The sequence below is a fragment of the Klebsiella sp. RHBSTW-00484 genome, assembly GCF_013705725.1.
Taxonomy (GTDB): Bacteria; Pseudomonadota; Gammaproteobacteria; order Enterobacterales; family Enterobacteriaceae; genus Klebsiella.
Genome location: NZ_CP055481.1, coordinates 4,114,462 through 4,135,705, shown reverse-complemented (window position 1 = coordinate 4,135,705; position 21,244 = coordinate 4,114,462). Strand labels below are relative to the sequence as shown.

Annotated in this window: 21 protein-coding genes and 2 pseudogenes; 12 read left to right on the top strand and 11 right to left on the bottom strand. The window is 43.3% G+C overall.

The window, feature by feature from the left end:
- Positions 1-81 precede the first annotated feature (81 nt).
- From modA to modC, 3 genes are read left to right on the top strand one after another with little or no spacing between them, the layout of a single operon-like run.
- On the top strand, positions 82-855 hold the full coding sequence (modA, locus tag HV213_RS19560) for a molybdate ABC transporter substrate-binding protein (RefSeq protein ID WP_181482977.1): 774 nt from the start codon (positions 82-84) through the stop codon (positions 853-855).
- Complete coding sequence (gene modB / locus HV213_RS19555) at positions 855-1,544, top strand: molybdate ABC transporter permease subunit (protein WP_181482976.1); 690 nt, start codon at positions 855-857, stop codon at positions 1,542-1,544. The genes modA and modB overlap by 1 nt, the downstream gene beginning before the upstream one ends.
- A 2-nt stretch (positions 1,545-1,546) precedes the next feature.
- Positions 1,547-2,605 (top strand): molybdenum ABC transporter ATP-binding protein ModC, encoded by a 1,059-nt coding sequence (gene modC, locus HV213_RS19550; protein ID WP_181482975.1) that lies wholly within the window; start codon positions 1,547-1,549, stop codon positions 2,603-2,605.
- On the opposite strand, the pseudogene HV213_RS19545 reads toward modC, so the two are convergent.
- A pseudogene (locus HV213_RS19545) lies at positions 2,606-3,223 on the bottom strand (pyridoxal phosphatase); the annotation flags it as partial.
- A 32-nt stretch (positions 3,224-3,255) separates the two neighbouring features.
- Between HV213_RS19545 and HV213_RS19540 the strand changes: the two are divergent.
- The 5 genes from HV213_RS19540 (at position 3,256) to HV213_RS19520 (ending at position 9,355) form a co-directional block, all read left to right on the top strand.
- Positions 3,256-5,070 carry a recombinase family protein gene (locus HV213_RS19540; RefSeq protein WP_181482974.1) on the top strand — a complete coding sequence of 605 codons (1,815 nt, stop codon included), beginning with the start codon at positions 3,256-3,258 and terminating at the stop codon, positions 5,068-5,070.
- Between the two features lie 278 nt (positions 5,071-5,348).
- On the top strand, positions 5,349-6,791 hold the full coding sequence (locus HV213_RS19535) for a type III restriction endonuclease subunit R (RefSeq protein WP_181486460.1): 1,443 nt from the start codon (positions 5,349-5,351) through the stop codon (positions 6,789-6,791).
- Positions 6,792-7,634: 843 nt separating this feature from the next.
- Complete coding sequence (locus HV213_RS19530) at positions 7,635-8,405, top strand: hypothetical protein (RefSeq protein WP_181482973.1); 771 nt, start codon at positions 7,635-7,637, stop codon at positions 8,403-8,405.
- An 11-nt stretch (positions 8,406-8,416) separates the two neighbouring features.
- The gene (locus HV213_RS19525; protein ID WP_181482972.1) at positions 8,417-8,773 is read left to right on the top strand and encodes a hypothetical protein; all 357 of its coding nucleotides are present in this window, start codon (positions 8,417-8,419) and stop codon (positions 8,771-8,773) included.
- Positions 8,774-8,902: 129 nt separating this feature from the next.
- Entirely contained in the window at positions 8,903-9,355 is a 453-nt protein-coding gene (locus HV213_RS19520; protein WP_181482971.1) for a hypothetical protein, read from the top strand.
- 15 nt (positions 9,356-9,370) lie between these two features.
- Here the strand turns inward: HV213_RS19520 and HV213_RS19515 are convergent, their stop codons facing one another.
- From HV213_RS19515 to HV213_RS19505, 3 genes are read right to left on the bottom strand one after another with little or no spacing between them, the layout of a single operon-like run.
- Positions 9,371-9,964, bottom strand: coding sequence for a DUF4326 domain-containing protein (locus tag HV213_RS19515; protein ID WP_181482970.1), 594 nt, complete (start codon positions 9,962-9,964; stop codon positions 9,371-9,373).
- Positions 9,961-10,398: a DUF488 domain-containing protein gene (locus HV213_RS19510; RefSeq protein WP_181482969.1), complete on the bottom strand. Its 438-nt coding sequence runs from the start codon at positions 10,396-10,398 to the stop codon at positions 9,961-9,963. Before HV213_RS19510 ends, HV213_RS19515 begins: the two co-directional genes overlap by 4 nt.
- Before the next feature lie 2 nt (positions 10,399-10,400).
- The gene (locus tag HV213_RS19505; protein WP_181482968.1) at positions 10,401-11,102 is read right to left on the bottom strand and encodes a dual OB domain-containing protein; all 702 of its coding nucleotides are present in this window, start codon (positions 11,100-11,102) and stop codon (positions 10,401-10,403) included.
- 516 nt (positions 11,103-11,618) lie between these two features.
- Between HV213_RS19505 and HV213_RS19500 the strand changes: the two genes are divergently transcribed.
- On the top strand, positions 11,619-12,194 hold the full coding sequence (locus tag HV213_RS19500) for a recombinase family protein (protein ID WP_181482967.1): 576 nt from the start codon (positions 11,619-11,621) through the stop codon (positions 12,192-12,194).
- 402 nt (positions 12,195-12,596) lie between these two features.
- Here the strand turns inward: HV213_RS19500 and HV213_RS19495 are convergent, their stop codons facing one another.
- From HV213_RS19495 to HV213_RS19485, 3 genes and pseudogenes are all read right to left on the bottom strand, one after another.
- Entirely contained in the window at positions 12,597-13,592 is a 996-nt protein-coding gene (locus HV213_RS19495; RefSeq protein WP_181482966.1) for a hypothetical protein, read from the bottom strand.
- Between the two features lie 226 nt (positions 13,593-13,818).
- The gene (locus HV213_RS19490; RefSeq protein ID WP_181482965.1) at positions 13,819-14,661 is read right to left on the bottom strand and encodes a pyridoxal phosphatase; all 843 of its coding nucleotides are present in this window, start codon (positions 14,659-14,661) and stop codon (positions 13,819-13,821) included.
- Positions 14,662-14,785: 124 nt separating this feature from the next.
- Positions 14,786-14,998: pseudogene (locus tag HV213_RS19485) on the bottom strand (HAD-IIB family hydrolase); the annotation flags it as partial.
- Positions 14,999-15,215: 217 nt separating this feature from the next.
- Between HV213_RS19485 and pgl the strand changes: the two are divergent.
- A complete protein-coding gene (gene pgl / locus HV213_RS19480) occupies positions 15,216-16,211 on the top strand; it encodes a 6-phosphogluconolactonase (RefSeq protein ID WP_181482964.1) in 996 nt (331 codons plus the stop codon).
- 61 nt (positions 16,212-16,272) lie between these two features.
- On the opposite strand, the gene HV213_RS19475 is transcribed toward pgl, so the two are convergent.
- Complete coding sequence (locus HV213_RS19475; protein ID WP_181482963.1) at positions 16,273-16,728, bottom strand: GNAT family N-acetyltransferase; 456 nt, start codon at positions 16,726-16,728, stop codon at positions 16,273-16,275.
- Between the two features lie 136 nt (positions 16,729-16,864).
- Between HV213_RS19475 and pdxR the strand changes: the two genes are divergently transcribed.
- Positions 16,865-18,334: a MocR-like pyridoxine biosynthesis transcription factor PdxR gene (pdxR, locus tag HV213_RS19470; protein ID WP_181482962.1), complete on the top strand. Its 1,470-nt coding sequence runs from the start codon at positions 16,865-16,867 to the stop codon at positions 18,332-18,334.
- A 232-nt stretch (positions 18,335-18,566) separates the two neighbouring features.
- Here the strand turns inward: pdxR and HV213_RS19465 are convergent, their stop codons facing one another.
- The 3 genes from HV213_RS19465 to ycgZ form a co-directional block, all read right to left on the bottom strand.
- Positions 18,567-18,833: a biofilm development regulator YmgB/AriR family protein gene (locus tag HV213_RS19465; RefSeq protein ID WP_110276842.1), complete on the bottom strand. Its 267-nt coding sequence runs from the start codon at positions 18,831-18,833 to the stop codon at positions 18,567-18,569.
- Positions 18,834-18,887: 54 nt separating this feature from the next.
- Positions 18,888-19,193 carry a hypothetical protein gene (locus tag HV213_RS19460; RefSeq protein WP_228288556.1) on the bottom strand — a complete coding sequence of 102 codons (306 nt, stop codon included), beginning with the start codon at positions 19,191-19,193 and terminating at the stop codon, positions 18,888-18,890.
- Between the two features lie 136 nt (positions 19,194-19,329).
- Positions 19,330-19,575: a regulatory protein YcgZ gene (ycgZ, locus tag HV213_RS19455; protein ID WP_181482960.1), complete on the bottom strand. Its 246-nt coding sequence runs from the start codon at positions 19,573-19,575 to the stop codon at positions 19,330-19,332.
- Between the two features lie 333 nt (positions 19,576-19,908).
- On the opposite strand from ycgZ, the gene HV213_RS19450 reads away from it, so the two are divergent.
- Positions 19,909-21,132 (top strand): diguanylate phosphodiesterase, encoded by a 1,224-nt coding sequence (locus HV213_RS19450; protein WP_181482959.1) that lies wholly within the window; start codon positions 19,909-19,911, stop codon positions 21,130-21,132.
- Positions 21,133-21,244: the final 112 nt, after the last annotated feature.

Sequence of the window (21,244 nt, the reverse complement as noted above, 5' to 3'; positions counted from 1 at the left end):
GGTTACTCCTAATTTGCGCTGGGAAATCCCTGTACTTATCGTTATATTATTTTCTACATAACGATCTCACAGGAGTTTCAGATGGCAGGTCAATGGTTACGCTTTTTTGCCGGAGCAACGTTAACGCTCTCCGTTGCAGGTCACGCGTTGGCGGAAGACGGTAAAATTACGGTGTTTGCAGCGGCATCGCTGACTAACGCAATGCAGGATATCGCTAAAGAGTATAAGAAAGAGAAGAACGTTGACGTGGTTTCTTCGTTTGCCTCTTCATCTACGCTGGCACGACAGATTGAAGCGGGCGCGCCTGCAGATCTGTTTATCTCTGCTGACCAAAAATGGATGGACTACGCGGTTGAGAAAAAGAGCATTGAAACGTCGACACGCGCCACTCTGCTGGGCAATAGCCTGGTTGTCGTTGCGCCGAAAGCCAGCGCTCAGGGCGATATCACCATCAATGATAAAACCGACTGGACCAGCCTGCTGAAAGGGGGGCGTCTGGCGGTTGGCGACCCGGAGCACGTGCCTGCGGGTATCTATGCCAAAGAAGCGCTGCAAAAACTGGGAGCCTGGGAAACACTGTCGCCGAAGTTGGCACCAGCGGAAGACGTTCGCGGTGCGCTGGCGCTGGTCGAGCGTAGCGAAGCCCCGCTGGGTATTGTTTACGGTTCTGATGCCGTTGCCAGTAAAGGCGTGAAAGTTGTCGGTACCTTCCCGGAAGATTCCCACAAGAAAGTGGAATATCCGCTGGCTATCGTTGACGGGCATAAAAATGCGACGGTTAGCGCATTTTATGATTATCTGAAAGGACCGGAAGCTTCCGCCATCTTTAAACGTTACGGATTTACTACCCACTAATGTTCTTAAGCGATCCCGAATGGCAGGCGGTACTGCTGAGCCTGAAAGTTTCATCCCTGGCGGTGGTGTTTAGCTTACCTTTTGGGATCTTTTTTTCCTGGCTGCTGGTTCGACGGGATTTCCCCGGCAAAGCGCTGCTCGATAGCATCCTCCACTTGCCTCTGGTATTGCCGCCGGTGGTGGTGGGTTATCTGTTATTGATTGCCATGGGACGGCGCGGTTTTATCGGCAGTTGGCTGTTCGACTGGTTCGGCCTGACGTTTGCTTTTAGCTGGCGCGGCGCGGTGCTGGCGTCGGCGGTGATGTCTTTTCCACTGATGGTGCGGGCTATTCGCCTGGCGCTGGAAGGGGTTGATATTAAGCTGGAGCAGGCGGCACGCACGCTTGGCGCGGGCCGCTGGCGGGTGTTTTTCACCATTACCCTGCCTTTAACGCTTCCGGGAATTATCGTTGGTACCGTGCTGGCCTTCGCCCGTTCGCTGGGCGAGTTTGGTGCGACCATTACCTTTGTTTCTAATATTCCAGGCGAAACTCGCACCATTCCCTCGGCTATGTACACTCTGATTCAGACCCCCGGCGGCGAAGGTGCGGCAGCACGGCTGTGTTTGATTTCGATTGTGCTGGCGCTGATATCGCTGCTGATTTCTGAATGGCTAGCCCGGCTTAGCCGCAAACGGATGGGGAAATAATCATGCTTGAACTCGATTTCACCCAGACGCTGGGCACCCACTGTTTGCAGATCTGCGAGACGCTCCCCGCCAGTGGCATTACGGCGGTTTTCGGCGTTTCCGGCGCCGGGAAAACTTCGCTGATTAACGCCATCAGCGGCCTGACGCGTCCGCAGCAGGGGCGTATCGTGCTTAACGGCAGAGTGCTTAATGATGTCGAAAAGCGTATCTGTCTGGCGCCGGAAAAACGGCGCATTGGCTATGTCTTTCAGGATGCGCGCCTGTTTCCGCACTACAAGGTGCGCGGCAATCTGAAGTACGGCATGGCGAAGAGTATGGTCGACCAGTTTGATAAGCTGGTGGATCTGCTTGGCATCGCGCCGCTGCTTGACAGGCTACCGGGAGGGCTATCCGGTGGGGAAAAACAACGCGTGGCGATTGGCCGGGCATTACTTACCGCACCGGAGCTGCTGCTGCTGGATGAACCGCTGGCGTCGCTGGATATTCCACGTAAACGGGAGCTGCTGCCCTATCTGCAACGTCTGGCGCGAGAGATTAACATCCCGATGCTCTACGTCAGCCATTCATTGGATGAGATTCAGCATCTGGCGGATAAAGTGCTGGTGCTGGAAGAGGGGAAAGTGAAAGCTTTTGGCGATCTGGAAGCAGTGTGGAGCAGCAGCATAATGCACCCCTGGCTACCGCAGGATCAGCAAAGCACCATTCTCAATGTGACCATTGCCGCTCAGCATCCACAGTATGCGATGACCGCCCTGGCGCTCGGCGACCAGCAGATATGGGTCAATCAGCTCAACAGGCCGCAGGGTGAAGCGGCGCGGATCCGCATTCAGGCCTCAGATGTATCACTGGTTCTGCAACCCGAACAGCAAACCAGCATCCGTAATATTTTGCCTGCGCAGGTGATGCAGTGCATCGAGAGCAACGGCCAGGTGGAAGTCAGGCTGGAGATTAGCGGTCGAACGCTGTGGGCGCGCATCAGCCCGTGGGCCCGTGATGACCTGGGCATAACCCCAGGCCAGCGGCTGTACGCGCAAATTAAAAGCGTGTCGATCGCCGCCTGATTACAGCAGATGGCGGTTGATGTAGTCGGCGATGCTGGTGGTTTCGTTTTCACCAATCACCACGTTGGCGCGCGCTTTGACGTCATCGACCGCGTTGCCCATCGCCACACCGGTACCGGCGGCTTCCAGCATGCTCAGATCGTTGTAGTTATCGCCAAAAGCCACCACATCCTGCATCGACAAGCCCTGTGCCGCCACCCACTGCGCCAGGCGCTTGCCTTTGCTGTTGCCTTCGCGGGCGATATCAACCTGATCGTGCCATGACCATTCACATTCCAGACCCAGCGTCTGACCAACATGCTGGGCAAAGCGCTGTAGCTTAGCGGTGTCTTCATCGGTCAGCGCGAATTTCCATACGGCCTTAACTTCGCGGGCCGCCTGCGCTAGCGAGTTAACTTGAGTGAATACCGGACGCTGTTCGACCGGCAGAGATTGCGCCCAGTTGGCGGTGCGCACGACGTGTCCGGTCGGCTGTTCGTAAAGCATGGCGTCATCAACGTACATCAGGCCGTGGATATCATGCTCGCTCAGCATTTCCGTCAGGCTCAGGGCTTTGTCGACCGGCATCGGATCGGACTCCAGAACCTTTTTTGCATGATAATCATACAAATGTGTTATGATTATACAAACAAATTTAAAAGTTTGCGAAGATGAAAAAAGTTTTTGTATATCACCGTGTTAGTTCAGACCAACAGTTGGATGGATCTGGTATAGCACGGCAGGCAGAGCTGTTAGAGGGCTACTTAGAGCGTACAGGCATTTGTTCTGAGATGGATGACCCAATCCCTGTAGTATTGTCAGATCAAGGTGTCTCAGCCTTTAAAGGATTAAACATCTCAGAAGGTGAGTTAGGGGCATGGATGGAAGAAGTACGTAAAGGGATGTGGGATAGTTCGATCTTAGTCGTAGAGTCTATCGACCGTTTCAGCCGTCAAAATCCGTTTGACGTAATGGGGTATATCAATGCTCTTATGTCTCACAATGTAGCTATTCATGATGTAATGGCTAACATTGTGATCAGCCGTAGTAACTCTAAAGATCTCCCTTTTGTGATGATGAACGCACAAAGGGCATATGATGAATCAAAATATAAAAGTGATCGTATTCGCAAAGGTTGGGCTAAAAAGAGAGAGCAAGCCTTTAACAAAGGTACGATAGTTACTAATAAACGTCCTCAGTGGATCGATGTAGAAGATAATAAGTATAAATTAAATCATAAAGCGGCTGTAATAAAAGAAATATTTGAACTTTATAAAACTGGTTTAGGGTGTCCAACTATTGCTAAAGAACTTCAGAAAAAAGAAGGCGAGCAGTATAAATTTAATCGGGCATGGACAGGGGAACTTGTGCATAAAATTCTCACTAACCGCCGTGTGACTGGTAAAATTTTCATTTCTGAAACCATCCGTAACCATGATGATTTAGATAATTCAGTAACACAGAAGAAGTACCAAATGAATGTCTATCCAGTAGTAGTTAATGAAGATGAATTTGAATTAGTACAGGATTTACTGAAATCTCGACGACCTAATGCTGGACGTGTTACCGTAAAGAAAACTGATAACGAAGAAGTATTAATTAAAAGTAATCTATTTAGCGGTATTGCCCGTTGTATGGATTGCGGCGGGCCAATGTACCATAATGTTGTACGTGCTAAACGTACTCCGAAGAAAGGTGATCCAAAAGTTGAGGAATATAGATATATTCGTTGCCTCAGTGAACGTGATGGACTTTGCAACAACAAAGCAATGACCTATGAAACAGTAGAGCGTTTTGTCGTAGAGCATTTGATAGGGATGGACATTAGTTCTGTAATAAAGGAGCAAGAGTTTAATCCAGAATTAGAAGTAATACGTATTCAGATTGAACAAGTTAAAGATCAGATTGCTAACTATGAAAATGGTATTGAACGTCGTAAAAGTGTTGGTAAGGTTATATCCTTTGAAATGCGTGAAGAGTTGGATGATGCAAAATTACAATTAGAAGAACTGTTAGCACGGCAAGCATCATTAGCCACTGTAAATGTAGATATACAAATACTAAAGGATGTAGATATCAATGAATTGTTTAATGTGAATAACGTAGATATTCGTACACGCTATGAAAATGAGCTAAACAAGATTGTTTCCACTGTTCGCTTAAAACGAGTAGATAACTCATATGTTATTGATATGAAATACAAAAATGATGATCTTAAAAGGCATGTTATTTTTGTAGAACATAAAAAGAAACAACAAAAATTAATTAGTGATGTGATCATTGAAAATATTGAAGGTACAATTTTATATTCGACCCCTTCATTCTGGATCAGGGTAAAAGATGGTGCAATACGTTTTCAACAGACTAAAGATGATCTTTCTATCATTGATTATCATCTACTGCTGAACTACATAGACAGTTTAGAGAGAGATAATATGGTGGCTGTATGGATGCGACAGAATACGAATTTCTTATTCGATAAGTAATTACTATGCCATATATTACTATCTAAATAGTGAGCTATCTAATCCTTATTTTGATTCGATGGAATTAAGTTAATCAATCTGATAATTCATAATGGATAATATGAATGTTTATTGAATACCTTAGCGACATAAATGTTATCAGTGCTAATAACAGTGAAATACAAAAGAAAATCAACATTGGCATTTTTCGGTGCCTAAATACTAATAACTAAAAAGACGAAAGGCCAGACACTGGAATGGCTGACCTTTCTAAATTAATCAATATGGAGCGTGTGCAAATGATTAACCCTACACCTATTTATAACAAGTTTAAGTACGTATCTGCTGAGTGTGGTTCAGGTAAAACCACCTCTATATGTAATATAATCAATAACAGTACTGAAAATTATATTTTAGTACAGAACACTCAAGAACTTATTAAGCAGACAGCAAAGCAAATCAATAATTGCGAGTATATTATTACGGATACAGTACCAAAAGATGAAAGCGTTATTAGTTCAGTTATTGAATATCTTTCATCTGGAAGTAATAAAACATTACTCATAACAGATAAAACGTTTTTCAAAATTCCTCTTGAATTGTTATCTAACTGGAATGTTTATATTGACGATGTGACTAATTTTCACTCTTTCCAGAACATAAATGAAGGGAGTCCTGAAATAAAAAACGTTATCCGTAATGTTCTAATCCATAAAGTACAGTCATTAGATGACAGAAATATATATATTGCGGCTGAAAGAAATCCAGAAGTAAAGGGCGATGTAGTAAAGAACATTTCAAATCAACTTTCAGTATTGAATGATAATGATCATTTTATAATGAATAATGAGTACTTTACTGATGCGGAAAAGGAACAGCTTAATATCACAGCATGGAAAGATCTCAATAAGTACAAAGACGTATCAATCACCTTTCTCGGAGCTAATTTCGAAAATTCATTAATCTATAAAGGCAATAAAGAACTCTTTGAAAGTACTGAACTTGAAGGGTTACTGAAACGAAAAACAGCACTCAAAGACAGGTTGAAGGTTTATTATTTTTCTAAAAAAATCAAACTATCAAGGACATGGAAAACGAACAATCCTGATAAAGTACAAAAAATATACTCGTTTATTGATGGAGAACTTGAGAAACAGGATTTCTACTGGACGAAGAACAAAAGCGATTCTCAGAGCCTCAAGAACGGCACAGAGATAAGCCCGGATGCCAGAGGATTCAACCAGTACCAGCACCTTATGACATGCGTCTGGTTGGCTTGTATGCGTCCCTCTGAAACAGAGGCTAAGCAATGTGAATTGTTCTTTGAGATTGACGGCGAGGCGATACACATCGCAAGGGAGTACGAAAGTCTACACCAGTTCGTACTACGAGGGATTTCGAGGAATTTCGACAGTACTGAAACGCAGACCGTTTATGTTTTTGATGAATGGCAGGCCAAGTCACTTACAGACAATATTGAGTACATAGATCTCGGTATTGATGATGATGAACAAGGGCAGAGAGGCAGGCCGCAAGGCTCAATGAACAAAGAAAAGCGTTTCACTCTTGCTGATACCAAAGCAAAGCGTTTCCGCCGCTGGAAAGGCAGCAATCCGGGGCTTGAGTTAGAAGCGTTCAGAACGTTTCTTGCCAGTGCTACTAACACCGATCTCAGTACTGAAGAGAAAAAGGCGATGTGGGACAAATATGAAAATGAAGTACAAAAAACACGCAAAAAATGAAGTCCAGAACACCATCATAAAAACGGATAAATGTCCGAAAAATAATACCTTACAATATCTTTAGGTAATAAATTTCGGACATAGCAACGAGCGAAAGCGAATTAACTACCTGAAAGCAGGAGCGGCGAAGCAAGCGAACTGTTTCGGGTAGTTAGTGAGAGTACTCACGCAGTGAGTACTTGATGGCTATCTCATTGTTTATATAGATAAAACAATTAAACAGCACCCGCTTTGCGTGTACTGTTCGCAGGATTCGGTTCTACTGCTGCGTTCCCTTCGGTCACTGGCAGAGCGAACCCAATCGCGTTTTTTGTTCTGTCAGTAAGTACATAACTGACTGTTATTTCATTACTTATTCTATAAATAATTCCTTTGTGTACTTGGTGGGGCATCTGCTGTTTAAGTTACTGGAAAAGCCCTGTCAGTACTGACCAGAGCGAAGCGACCCCGATCCGATTAATTCCCCTTCATAATGGTGTTTCGGACAAAACGCACAGAAAACCCCTGAATGTGATGTTCATTACTGACATACCTGAATGTACAACCCCCCATAAAACGCCGTAGCGACGCTTTGTGAGCGTTTACGTGATGGAATCGCCAGTACTCCCTGTATTGAAATCAGATACATAGCCAGTTTCATGTCTTACGAATCCACTTGATCGATTTTACCTATTGATTTGTATTGAATTAATAGATATTGATAGTTTATAGCGATCAATATTCATATTATTGATCGTTAATATCGATCATTTTTAGGTGTGCGTGTTACTCTTGAGTACCTGACACGGACGGCCTTAAGTCCGTTCTTTTGGCCTGAAAAAAGCTAACGGGAGTGACAAAACTGTGAGAGTTGTACAACTGATAATTTATGGACTTTGGGGAGTCTTTCTTTGTCTGGCAGCATTGGAAAAGTTTGGTGATTTCTTCACCGCTGGTACTGGCTTCTGGTCGGTCGTCATGCTTTCCGTCGCAGGATTGTGCCAGCTACTGGCAAGTACTGCCGCGATAGGCTGGGCTGTTTTGGGTTCTGGTTCTCTACGGGCTAAGTACTTACCCTATAAACTCGTTAATCATTATACGGTTCCAGTACTGATTATTGTTCTTGCTTTTGTAGCAAGTGCTGCCCGTTCTTCAAGCGATGAGGCCAGAGCACAAAAACTTGGTTTTAAAGACGGTAAAGAGTTTTCTGTTGCCCGTGAAAATAATATTTCGAATGTTGCTGATTATGCCAAATTTGCCGAAGAACAACGCATTAAATCAGCAGAAAAAGCGGCTCAGGATGCTGTACTTGCCGCAGAAAAGGAGCGAAAAGCGAAAGAAGAGGAAGCTAAATGTCTTGATGATGCCTATTGCTATGCCTCGAAACATGAGGGCGGGGATTATATTTGTAAGGTTGCTGTTGAAAAGTCTGCTCAATACCAGTTTAAATGGACTGATGGAATTACTGAACCAAAATTCTCGTCATATAGCTGGTACGACAAAAGCAGGAAATTAGTCACTCTTTACGGGCACAGAGCACAGGCTCAAAACGGGTTTGGTGCGTTTAAAAATATAGAGTACTCCTGTACGTTCAATGCTGATACAGGCGAAGTATTAAGTACTAATCTTCAATAAGGTATATTCAAATGGAAAAGGCTTCTATAGCAGTACTGTTATTTTGTTGCTCCGGTGTGTCAGTCGCAGCTGTACCAGATGGGAAAATAGAAAAAACATTTACTTTTAATAATGAAGTTGTTTGCTTAAAGGAAATTCAGGAACAAATGACGCCTTATCTCAAGTCATTTGAAGAAGAAGGTGGGGTTAAGTACAAGTACAATGTTAAATCTGGTTTATCGTACAAGGATACTGTAGGGCTACGATTACAGATCAATCGTGTGGATTCGGGGCTGAATGTGCGTATAGCCGATTTGGATTACTACTGGTTACAGGAGCGGGGCAGCATGTGCCAGCCAGCGTACATGGTACTTGATCGTTCTCAATGATGTTATATCCTATAAAGCTGTAAATTCGATTTTATAGGATATGTTATAAATTAATATGATCCGATATTGAATGTATTAAATAGTGTATATGTAAATATTAACATGAATAACTTAAATAAGAAGGAAGCTATGGAGTACGAATTGTATAATAACCATGAAATTCATGAGTGTATTGTTTTGTTAGATATTAATATTATAAATGTAATTTTAAATGATTATAATCATGATGATGATCTTTTATGGGTGAAAAATAACTGCACTGAAGAGCCTAAGTATATTTGGATAAGCCATGGAAGGTTTTTTCCTAAGTTCAACGTGCCACTTTTAGATGTCAATTATGACAATGAAATTCGAGTTATTGATGGGCGACACAGGATTTGTTGGATGAAAGAAAAAGGTATGAATGCAATTCCTATTGCAATAACAAAACCTGTTTTGGAATTTTTCCAAAAAGAAAGCATTAATTTAAAGATGATTACCACTTTAGATATGCCCTGCTCTGTAAAGCCGAACCTTCAAAATATAGTAGAGTCAGAACCATTGGAGGCATACCATGTAATAAAGAGTTTAGTAAAAAAATAATTTTATGGCATAAATCTATTCACCATCATCCAATTTATTAAGGTACTCAGCAAGAACATCTCCGTGGCATGCGTAAGGTTTGCAATGGCACCCTAAAGTATGCCCTCTTAGAGCTTGTAATTTTTCATTGAAATCTTCGCCACCTCGTAAAAACCCCCGGTTAAAATCATACGCAAATTTCCTTATCACTTCTTCACGATCACCATCTTGACCTATTGCATATGGATTTCCCCACAAAGTTCCACGACCGATATAAGTATCAAAATGATCACCTTTATCTTTATTGGAGACAAATGTAATTTTATCTTGGATATATCGAACGGGTATCACCTCTGAAAGATATGATTTAACAGTTGTGAACTCTGGTGAATAGGTAGAATCAAATATTACCGCATGAGTCAGATTTTCATCTTGAACAATGCTGCCAAGTACATTATTGCTAAGATGTTTTAATAATTTTGATTCGAAGTAATTACTAATAAGGTTTGCTGGATCATCAAAGTAGAGAATTTGATAATCATCCAATGTTGAAAGTATTTTAGTAAGCTTTCTTTCAAACTTACCAGACGATGCAAAGCTTGGGTGATACATTATAAGTACTTTATTCATATCAAGTGCTTAACCTCTAAATCAGCATCCCAGTGTTTATTCAAGTATTCTATCACAAGGCGGCGATGGCAGTGATGTGGTTTATGCTCACTGCAAAGTAAGCAATTGTTATATATGATTTTTTTATCTATCCGCTCAATGTTGCGTTGAGCCATCAGGTTTAAGAATTTTTCTTCATATACTTCCCAAGATATATTCTTTTTTTTGTATGGATCAAGTATCTCTTTTGTCGGAGCCAAATCAGGAATGTGTAAGTAATCTACATCACAAATTTCTTTTAAAAAATACTTTAAATCGTTTTTTTTAGCAAACCCTGATAACTGAGAAACATTATTCAAACGAACATCTACTAATGTACTAATATTCTGTGATTTTATAAGTTTAAAAAAAACCTCAGCCGATTTTTCTGTGAATCCAATAGAGTATACCTTCATATCTACACCTTAAACTTAAATAAAGCTGCTAAGAATTTATAACAATTTCCATTATCTTCCAATGGAGCCATGCTTATAGTAGCGTAACATTTCCCGTAGTTGTAGTCACCATCCTGCGATTGTCCATATTGAGAATAAATGTTTGGGTCTGTTATTGATAATTTATAATTAACTCCTTTGTAATTAAAAGATCCTCTGTATCTTTTTCTGTTTTTTCCATAGAAGTCTTCTTCATGAGTTAAATGAATAATTAACTCATTGATTAGTATGAGATATAAGCTATTTGTGGGCCCTGCCAAATATTGGGTTGGGAAGCAATCATTTATTCCCATTCTTGAATTTGTACCTTCGCGATTAACAAACCATAATGTCTCTGGGTTGTCTACTATTTCGGAAAGCTTTTCTACCGGATATGTCCCTTTTTTATCCCATTTAAAAGCAGTATCAATTAAGTGATTCTCAGACTGAATATTATGGTTGGCATATCTTAAAAATTGAATGTCAACCACATCTAAAGTAGATGGGATTCTATTTGAATGATATTGAATCTCCTTTGAAGTCAACGCATCATTCCCATCTGGCAGACTATTACCAACGGGGCGTAGCCAAATGTTATCTTGATTTTGATGCCATTTTTTACCTGCGACGCAATAATTTTGACGCTTGACTGAGGCAGCCAGTATTATTATTCGTGTGCAATTCATAGCTATTCCTTTCTAATAATCGTAAATTAATGAAGGCCAACATTTATCTTTGAAATCAATCCGTTGGTATACCATGCTACGATGGATTGTGAAAAATTACTTTGAATAACTGCACAAAACGAGTAGGCCATTAGTTAACAAAGCCGATTACGTTACCTGTCTTTAGTACAAAAAATAACCAAAACCCAGTCTCCCAATTTTTTGACAAAAAATCTAAAGGGATCGTTTACTAAGATAAAAGTACATCCAGAATTTTTCTGCACGATTTAAAATCTCGTTCATCTGCTCAGGTCCAACCCCACCGACCAAATGCCGTGTACTCAGATGCCAGTACTGAACTTTTCACTAATTCTATAGTGCCCAAAAAATGAACGATAAAAAATCTCTTTTGGGTAGTCCCTTGTGATACTCGTTTTTCTCGTCTCGTTTAGTATCATTTAGATGTTGAATTGGCTTAAATGATACTGTATCATTCAGTTAATTAAAATGATACTTATCAGCGGTGAGGGCTGGAAAATGATTTTTGGTTACGCGAGAGTCTCAACAAAGGATCAGAATCTTGAACGCCAGTTGGCAGTACTGGAACCAGTTTGTGACAAAATTGTTCCTGAGAAGGAATCAGGGAAGTCCACCAGCGAAAGACCTGAATTGTTGAACCTGCTTTCTCACCTCCGCGAAGGTGACACCCTCGTTACCCATTCCATTGATCGCCTCGCACGTAATACCCGCGATTTGTTGGAGATGATTGATAACCTCGTTGAGCGTGGGATCACTGTTCAATTTCTCGCAAACTCTATGAGTTTTGATAATTCCCCACAATCACGCCTGATCCTTACCATGATGGGTGCCGTTGCAGAATTTGAGCGGGGTATGATCGCATCACGTCGCAACGAAGGAATTGCCCTTGCTAAAGAGGCTAAGAAGTACAAGGGTAAGCAAAAGAACAAGGAATTACACAGTAAAATCATTGATATGCTTCAAGCCGGGAAGAACACACCGGACGAGATCGCAAAGCTGTGTGATTGCGGCAGGGCTACAGTGTTCCGCGTTAAGAAAGAAATGCTTGCCAGTACTGGCAGTATTGAGAACTGATATAGCGGAAGGGGGTAGGGGAAGGATTCTGATAGTTTAGTGCTGTCAGAATCCTTTCGATATCTATCAGAAAATTGAGCAAAACCAGATCATACTCGGAGAAATTAGTAATTTTTTCATATGTTGACAACGTTTAGGCTGAGTATTCATGTTTATCATTGTGTAAGTACTGGCTTAAGGCGGTGCTGTGCTTCCCATCGTTCAACTTGATGAAATAGGAAAAGTACTTTTCGTATTAATCGGTAGTAGTTGATAGTTTCTATGATTGAAAGTTAAAAATGAGGTCTATTGCGTGAGATAAAGTTAATGTGTATTAATTTAAATACTATTAGGGTAACTGCTACAGGTGCTTATTATTATGATAGGGCGGAGTTACGAAAGCCCCTAAAGGGGCTTCCTAATTTAGCCAAGACTATTCTTTTTAAATTTCATGACTTTTTTGTTACACCGGATTTCGCAGTTGTCAAATCTCTTTCTTGTACTCTCTTCAATCTCATCACATTTTTTTCTTACTAATGTATCTGTAGGTTTAGATTTTTTAAGTAAGGACATTATTGTTTTTACAGTATTAAATTTATCCTTTGCATTAGCACAAGCATAGTATAAATGAAATATAATGTTTTTATGCGTGAAGTCTTCTGTATTCTTTAAGAATTTGCTAAAAGTGGACTCTAACTCTGAAAATTCTGCGATACTTTTTACATAATTTTTTAATTTTGGGGTGGCAAGTTCATCTATCTGTTTTGAACAAGCCTCGCTAAAAATCGTTTGTAGATTTTCAATGCGACCTAATAAACTTGAGATTTCTTGTGGTGATGGTAACGGAGGGAATGTACAGAGCTTCTCAATGTACCAATTACTCGTCATCCCTTTTTCACCACGAGTATGACGTAAGACGTCAATATATAAATCCCAGTTTTGAGTTCTTTGGGCTTGGTAGAGGTAAGTTAGTACTATATCAGGAAAACCTTTATATAGATGTTCTATTTTTTTACTAACATCTTGAGTTTCTTTTAACAATGTACTATGTACGGTAGAAAAACTTAGAAAATTATCTTTATAGGCGTGTAGTTTTTCAATGCTTTCTCGCCTGTCAATTTCTGCATCGATCCGTTTTCTTTCCTGAATATAGTGGGTATGATCACCAAAATACTTATCGCCGCAAATACCACCGATTAAACATTCATTACCATCTTTATCAACACCTACATATCCGGCTTGATGTTTTTGACCACAAATACCATTTTCGGTTTTTACTTGGCATTTAACACTTTCACTCAGATGATAACGTCCAATAAGAGAATGAAAACTATCAACGGTGATTTCTAAATTAGATAAAAAATTAGGACGGGAAGTAATTTGTTCTATAGTTGCAAAAGATTCTGAATTATCTGCCATTGCATTTCCTTATCTTTGCGTACTGTTTGGATGAACAGCCTGAGGTAATATACACCTCTTCTACGAATCGATCAACGCTCAACAAATCCTGGTATTTGAAGGGCTTCACGTATGTTATGGACTTGTGAGTAATAGTGCTTAGCAGTTGAAAAAGGAATGATCGTACTTGTTATGGCGGATTATGACGGCACAAATTTTGAACTATACCGTCCTAATCACTCACCTATTACACTGTCTCTTGTGCTGGAACATATTCAAAGTACTTGTTAACTGTCTCGGCAATTCCAGTTCCGGTATTATTGCTAATTACCAGATCAGCACAGGCTTTGACTTCATCTACGGCGTTACCCATAGCTACACCCAGACCAGCTCTTTTAAGCATGCTAAGATCATTGTGGTTATCCCCAAAAGCGATAACCTGGTTCATTGATAAACCCTGAGATTCAACCCATTGTGCTAATCGCTTACCTTTACTATTTCCCAATTGAGCTATATCAACTTGGTCATGCCATGACCATTCACAAGCAAGCCCAAGTTCACGTTCTACGATCTGAGTGAATTTATGCAATTTAACTGTATCAGTATCAGTAAGGGCGAATTTCCAGATTCCGGCTACTTCATGTGCCGCTTCACATAGCGAACTTACCTGCTTAAACACTGGTCGTTGTGATTCAGGTAATGATTTAGCCCAATTTTCAGTACGGATAATATGACCCGTAGGTTCCTTATAAAACATGGCATCATCGGCATACATCAAGCTATGAACATCATAACGTTCAAGTAGGTCAACCAACTGTGTAGCTTGGTTTGCTTGTAACGGATCAGCCGAAATAACTTTTTTTCCGTTGTAATCGTACAATAACGCACCATTACAACAAATAGCTGGTGTATCAAGGGCTAATGCCTGATAAAAAGGATGAATAGCAACATGATGCCGTCCAGTTACGATCACTACTTTTGCCCCAGACTTACGGGCATTTTGTAGGGCAACTAATGACTCTGTGAGAATCATTTTTTCTGGTGTTAAAAGTGTGCCATCCAGATCAAGGGCGATTACTTGATAGTTCATATCATGTTTCACTTTGATTGAGTTGGGAGTTAGGCCGATAGTACACTGCTTACTTCATACTTCAAAACCGTCCCTAATCATGGGGAAAGTGCCTGATAATTTGTTGTAATAGACGCTACACATTCAAATAAGTGCCATTACAACAAATTGCAGGTGTATCCAGAGCCAGTGCCTGATAAAAAGGATGGATAGCGACGTGATGTCGGCCGGTGACGACGATCACCTGGTATCCCGCGTTTCTGGCGCGAGCCAGTGCGTCGAGCGAGGCGGGAAGGATTGTTTTTTTTCCGGTCAGTAGGGTGCCGTCTAAATCCAGGGCAATCACGCGTGAGGTCATGTGTTGTTTCCGGTTAATGGTGAAAAGTGAGCAGGCTATGATGGTACACCGCTGTGCCATTCGGGCAAACTTTTCAGCATCTACCGCTAAAAGAGTCGATACACTTGATCCTTCTGGCTGTTGCAAGGCAACCTGAACAATGTAGCGTATTGTGTTTTTCAGCGCATCGTTAGTCTGAAAAATGAAATTTCCACGAGCAGTGAGGAAAGGAGTATTCATGAAACAAACCGTTTATACCGCCAGCCCGGAAAGCCAGCAGATCCACGTCTGGAATCTGGATGTTGAGGGGAAACTGACGCTGGTGCAGGTTGTTGACGCCCCAGGTCAGGTGCAGCCGATGGTGGTGAGCCCGAACAAAGAGTATCTCTACGTCGGCGTGCGTCCGGAGTTTCGCGTACTGGCTTACCGCATTGCCCCCGATAATGGCGCTCTGACCTTTGCCGGCGAAGCCGCGCTGCCGGGTAGCCCGACGCATATTTCTACCGATCATCAGGGACGCTTTGTCTTTAGCGCCTCTTATAATTCGGGCTGCGTAAGCGTCACGCCGCTGACCGATGGCCTGCCGGGTGATACGGTGAGCGTTATTGAAGGTCTGGAAGGGTGCCACTCGGCAAACATCTCCCCGGATAACCGCACCTTATGGGTTCCGGCGCTGAAGCAGGATCGTATCTGCCTGTTTACCCTGAGCGATGACGGTTTCCTCGCTGCGCAGGAACCGGCTGAAGTGACCACCGTTGAAGGCGCGGGCCCGCGTCATATGGTGTTCCATCCGAATCAGCAGTACGGTTACTGCGTCAATGAACTCAATAGCTCTGTTGACGTCTGGGAACTGAAAGATCCGTACGGCAAAATCGAGTGCGTGCAGACGCTGGACATGATGCCTTCTGATTTCACCGGTGTTCGCTGGGCGGCGGATATCCATCTCACCCCGGATGGTCGTTACCTCTACGCCTGCGATCGTACCGCCAGCATTATCACCATCTTCAGCGTCTCCGAAGACGGCAGCGTGTTGTCCATCGAAGGCTATCAGCCAACCGAAGCACAACCGCGCGGCTTTAACCTCGATCACAGCGGCAAATACCTGATTGCTGCTGGTCAGAAATCGCATCATGTTGCGGTGTATGAAATCGAAGGTGAGCAGGGCCTGTTGCAAGAAAAAGGGCGCTATGCTGTCGGTCAGGGTCCTATGTGGGTAGTGGTTAACGCATACTAAGCCTGCTGCTTATGGCTGAAAACCTCGCTGCGGCGAGGTTTTTTTATGCTTGAGGAGACGGTTATTTCACCCGCATACGATACTCAATCATGCCGCTTTTATCCGCTACCCAGTTATACAGACGCTGGCCGCGAAGGTTGGTTTCATGGGTGTGCCAGTACAGGCTGGCAGCGTGGCGTTTACGCGCCTGCTGCTGAACATATTCAATCAACTGTTTGCCGATATGCTTGCCCCGAACCTCTGGGTTAACGAACAGGTCTTCCAGATAGCAGTAGTCGCTTTCGGCCCAGGTGGTGCGATGGAACAGGTAATGCACCAGCCCAACTATCGCTCCTTCATGCTTTGCTACGGCGCAAAACATCGGTTCAATGGGATTTAAAAAACGGCTCCAGGTCAATTGCGTCACTGCTTCCGGGATATCGACGCGGTAAAATACCTGGTAGCTTTTCCACAGTGGCAACCACTGGGCAAAGTCGCTCTCGGTTGCGGGTTCGATGGTGATTTGAGATAAATTCATGGTGGTCCTTATTTTTTAAAAATGGGAGTTTTGTCCTCACTGAGCGCCATGTTAGAAGTTCTTATGGTTCCTAAAAAGTGACACTTTCTATATATTTATAGGATCCACTTTTACCTTCAAGATATCCCTCACAGCTATGGCAAAACCAGTTGCACCTCTGTTTCAGGACCTGTTATTACAACGCGGGATCATCAAAGATCAGGTTTATCACGCCCTGCGTAACGCTATCCTTGACGGTCGTTTGACGGCGGGTTCAAAAGTCCCCTCAAGCCGTGCGCTGGCTGAGATGATGGCGATCTCCAGGAACTCGGTTATCTCGGGTTTCGATCGCCTGATGGATGAGGGGTATCTGGTGACGCGCAAGGGCGCGGGCACATTTGTCTGCCAACATATCCCGGATAACTTCATTAGCGAGCATTATTCACCAGCGGCGCCTGAAGCGACGACATCTGCTATCGGGCAGCTCAACCCCGATATCTCGGCATTGATACCCTCTTGGTCCGAAAGCCAGGAGAGTGGGGGGATGAACCGGGTTTTTGCGGTGGGTATCGGCTGTACCGATCTCTTTCCTCACGCTTTATGGGGACGATTGCTGGGGCGCGTCTGGCGACAGTCGCATCGTGAACTGGGAATGCACACCACGCCTTACGGATATCTACCGTTGCGACGAGCTATCAGTCACTATATTCAGGCGACTCGTGGGGTAAATTGTCATGAAGATCAAATTATTATCGTCAATGGTATTCAACAGGCGCTGACGATCACCACTCAGGCATTGCTGGTACCGGGTGATGAGGTTTGGCTGGATGACCCTGGATACAACGGCGCTCGCGGTGCATTCGCCGCCAGAGGAGTCTCCGTCCGGCCCGTTCGTGTTGATGGCGATGGCATGGATATTCAGGATGGAATATTGCACTACCCAGGGGCGAAACTGGTCTATACCGCGCCCTCGCATCAGTTTCCGCTCAGCGGAACTCTCAGCCTGCCGAGAAGGCTTGCCTTACTGGAATGGGCAGAAGCCCATAGGGCCTGGATTTTCGAAGATGACTACAACAGTGAATTTCGCTACGCCGCCCGTTCTTTACAGGCTTTGCAGGGGTTAGATAAACACCAGCGGGTTATCTATTCAGGGACGTTTTCTAAGATGATGTACCCGGAATTTCGCCTCGGTTTTTTGGTGGTGCCTGAGCATTTACGCGAACAGTTTGCCATTACCAAGTATTATACCGATCTTAGTAGCGGCTATCTGGAACAGGCGGTTCTGGCGCGTTTTATCAGTGAGGGGCACTACGCCAGCCATGTTCGTCGTATCCGCAAAGCCTGTTTTGAGCGCAAAAGTGCGCTGGAGGCGGCGATTGAGCACTATTTTCCTGGACGCATGGCGGTTCATCCGACGGATTCGGGCGTTCATTTAGTCTGCTGGCTGCTGAATGGCATAAAAGCCAAAGAGGTGGAAGACAAGGCTCGTCGTATAGGCTTAGGTGTACAGACCTTTGAGCGATACTGTCAGCGGCCGATGGCGAGAGAGGGGATTTTACTCGGTTTTGCCAACCATCCGCCGGAGGTCCTGGTCGATGGAGTCAGGCGTCTGGCTGCGGTGCTTTAGCGCGTGGTAATGTGTTTTTATATTCAGTCTTATAAAAAGGCTGATTAAATATTGCATATATTTATTTAATATCCGTCTCCTGTTGTGGATTTTATATCTGGCAACAGGAGCCGAATTTTAGGCGGAATTATACTACAGGCGGGTTTTGTTTCTATCCTCAGGTCCTGTTTAACCGTTATTCTACCTATTAACAATAGCGGACTTCCTTGTTTCATTAATTCTTGTCGCTATCTTAGATATCATCCATGGTATAACTCACGACGATTTCCAGCGTCTTACGGATAACATCTGCAGTCACCACATCGCTGGTCGTCTCAAGGGCATTAATTAACCAGAATATAATAGCCTTATTACTGAGATGCCCTTCAGTGGCAAGGATACTACTAATGGCCAGGGACATCACTGCAGATTCATCGATCAGCCTGTCGCCTGCATTGCGGAAATATTCAGAGAGTGCGGTATCGTTCAGGCCTGCGTAGATATCTGATTGCTGATGCATAGTCTGTCTCATCATATTCTCAACTTTGTTAATTAAAGAATCGACCATTAATGGTCAGTGCATTTTACCTGTACCAGATTGCGAAGATGAACCCAATAAAGCATTTGGGTCATCCCAATAATTTTTCGCACCTGAAGTACCCAGAAACTTTTTCTTACCTCGAAGAGCTACCATATTATTGATTTCATCAATAATATGCCCAATTGTATCTCGCCGTTTTTTATCCGTTTCACCGACCCGCATCGACTGGAGTTTATTTACCAGAGCCTGAGTATTGATCGGCCCCTTGTTTTTGAGTAGAGAGAGGACAGCCTCTCCAATCAGTACATCTGCTAAGTGTTCAATCTCACCACTATTCATAACTGTATCTCTGATTACCGTCGTCTCCATGACTGGAGATTTGGTTTGAAGTCGATGCTCTGATTAAGTATTGGCATCATCCGTGAAATCAGACTCTTCAGTGTCGACTTAATTCACCAGATTACTGCTGGCACGCTTAATCTTGTCGCTCAAAGAGCAAACCGATTAACGTTTGATAGTGGTTCTCTTCTTCAGGTTGAGAAGCAACTTCAAGGCGACTCAGTAACTTGGTACACAGAGATTTACGATTCAGATTTCGGCCTTCATAAAGGATATCCATCACGATTTGTCCCAGCGTTTCCTGCTGTGAAGGCAAAGAGGCTTTATTGAAATAATGGGCAATAGCGCTAGCTGTGTCAGGAATATAACTGTTCTGCTGCATATGTGCTCCTGTCAGTTCAATCATCAGTTAAGTTGCCATTAAAGTTATACAATGATTGATAACTTGTACATAAAAAAATGAAATAAAAATGTTAGTTTTTTGTTTTTTGATGTAACTAATTGATTTATATGTTTTTTTAATCTTTCCTCAACAGAGTGTGTACTATCTGGGGGATGTGCATTCTGTACAGGTGTTGGCTGGAGAAGAAGGTCAATCAAAAGAACGGTTTGATGTGAAATATTTGTTAATATATTTGTCTTTTTTACAGGACGCAGGACATCGGATCTGCTACTGTGATATCTCAACATCTATATCTCTTCTGTCGGAAATATCATGCTCACTACCATCATTTATCGCAGTCATATCTGCGACAACGTGTCAGTTAAATCGCTCGAAAGCATGGTTGCTGAAGCAAATGTAAAAAATAGCCAGATGGACGTGTCCGGGATTTTACTTTTTAATGGCACCCATTTTTTTCAGCTATTAGAAGGACCTGAAGAGAAGGTTCTGGAAATTTATCGTCATATCTGTGGGGACTCGCGCCACCATAATCTTGTTGAACTGCTTAGCGATCATGGTCCGACGCGTAGATTTGGCAATATTGGTATGGAACTCTTTGATTTACGAGAGTATGACCGCGATGAAGTTCTGCAAATGGTGTTGGATAAAGGGACCACAAAATATCAGCTAACTTACGATGACCGGGCTCTCCACTTTTTTCGTACCTTCGTGGAAGCGACGGAAAAGGATAATTATTACGAAATTCCCGCGCCGGAAAGCTGGGATTTTGTAACGGATAGCACAGCTTTTTATCCTGAAGTCCCGTTCGCACAGGCCGAGTGCAGCTTCGCTTTTCAGCCAGTGATTGACCCGTTTGCTAAAGAAATTGTTTCCGTTGAGGCGTTGCTGCGTACCGCCTGCGGTGGATCGCCTGAGGTTTATTTTGATGGACTCTCGCGAGAGGATATTTATAAGGCGGACCTCCACAGTAAGCGGGTGGCGTTTGCCATGGCGGGACGTCTGCGTCTGCGTGGATGCACGTTGTCTATTAATCTCTTACCAATGACTTTGGTGAATGTTCCCGGCGCTGTTGAGTTTCTTTTAGATGAAATCAAGGCGAATGGTTTGATTTCAGAGCAGATTATTGTTGAGTTCACCGAGAGTGAAGCTATCTCACGTATTGATGAATTCACTGATTCTATTCGTAAGCTCAAGTCCGCGGGTATTCGCGTCGCTATCGATCACTTTGGTGCCGGCTATGCCGGACTTTTGTTACTGGCTCAGTTTCAGCCGGATCGCATAAAGATCAATCGTCAACTGGTCAAAGATATCCATAAGCACGGGCCAAGGCAGGCTATAGTGCAGGCCATTATTAAATGCTGTAACTCGCTGGAAATTGCCGTCTCGGCGGTAGGAATCGAGCGGCCGGAAGAGTGGATGTGGCTCGAGTCGGCGGGGATCGCGCATTTTCAGGGTAATTTATTTGCCAGTCCGTGTTTGGGCGGAATTCCTGCGGTCGCATGGCCCGAAAAAAAATCATCCTGGGAAATTCTTTAAAATTTGCTGGTACCCATAGTCTGAAAACGCCAGATAAATCATTCATACTCCCTTTTTGACCTACATATTGGCGTCCAACCTGTTATATTTTAACTGTACAAGAAAAGTTAAT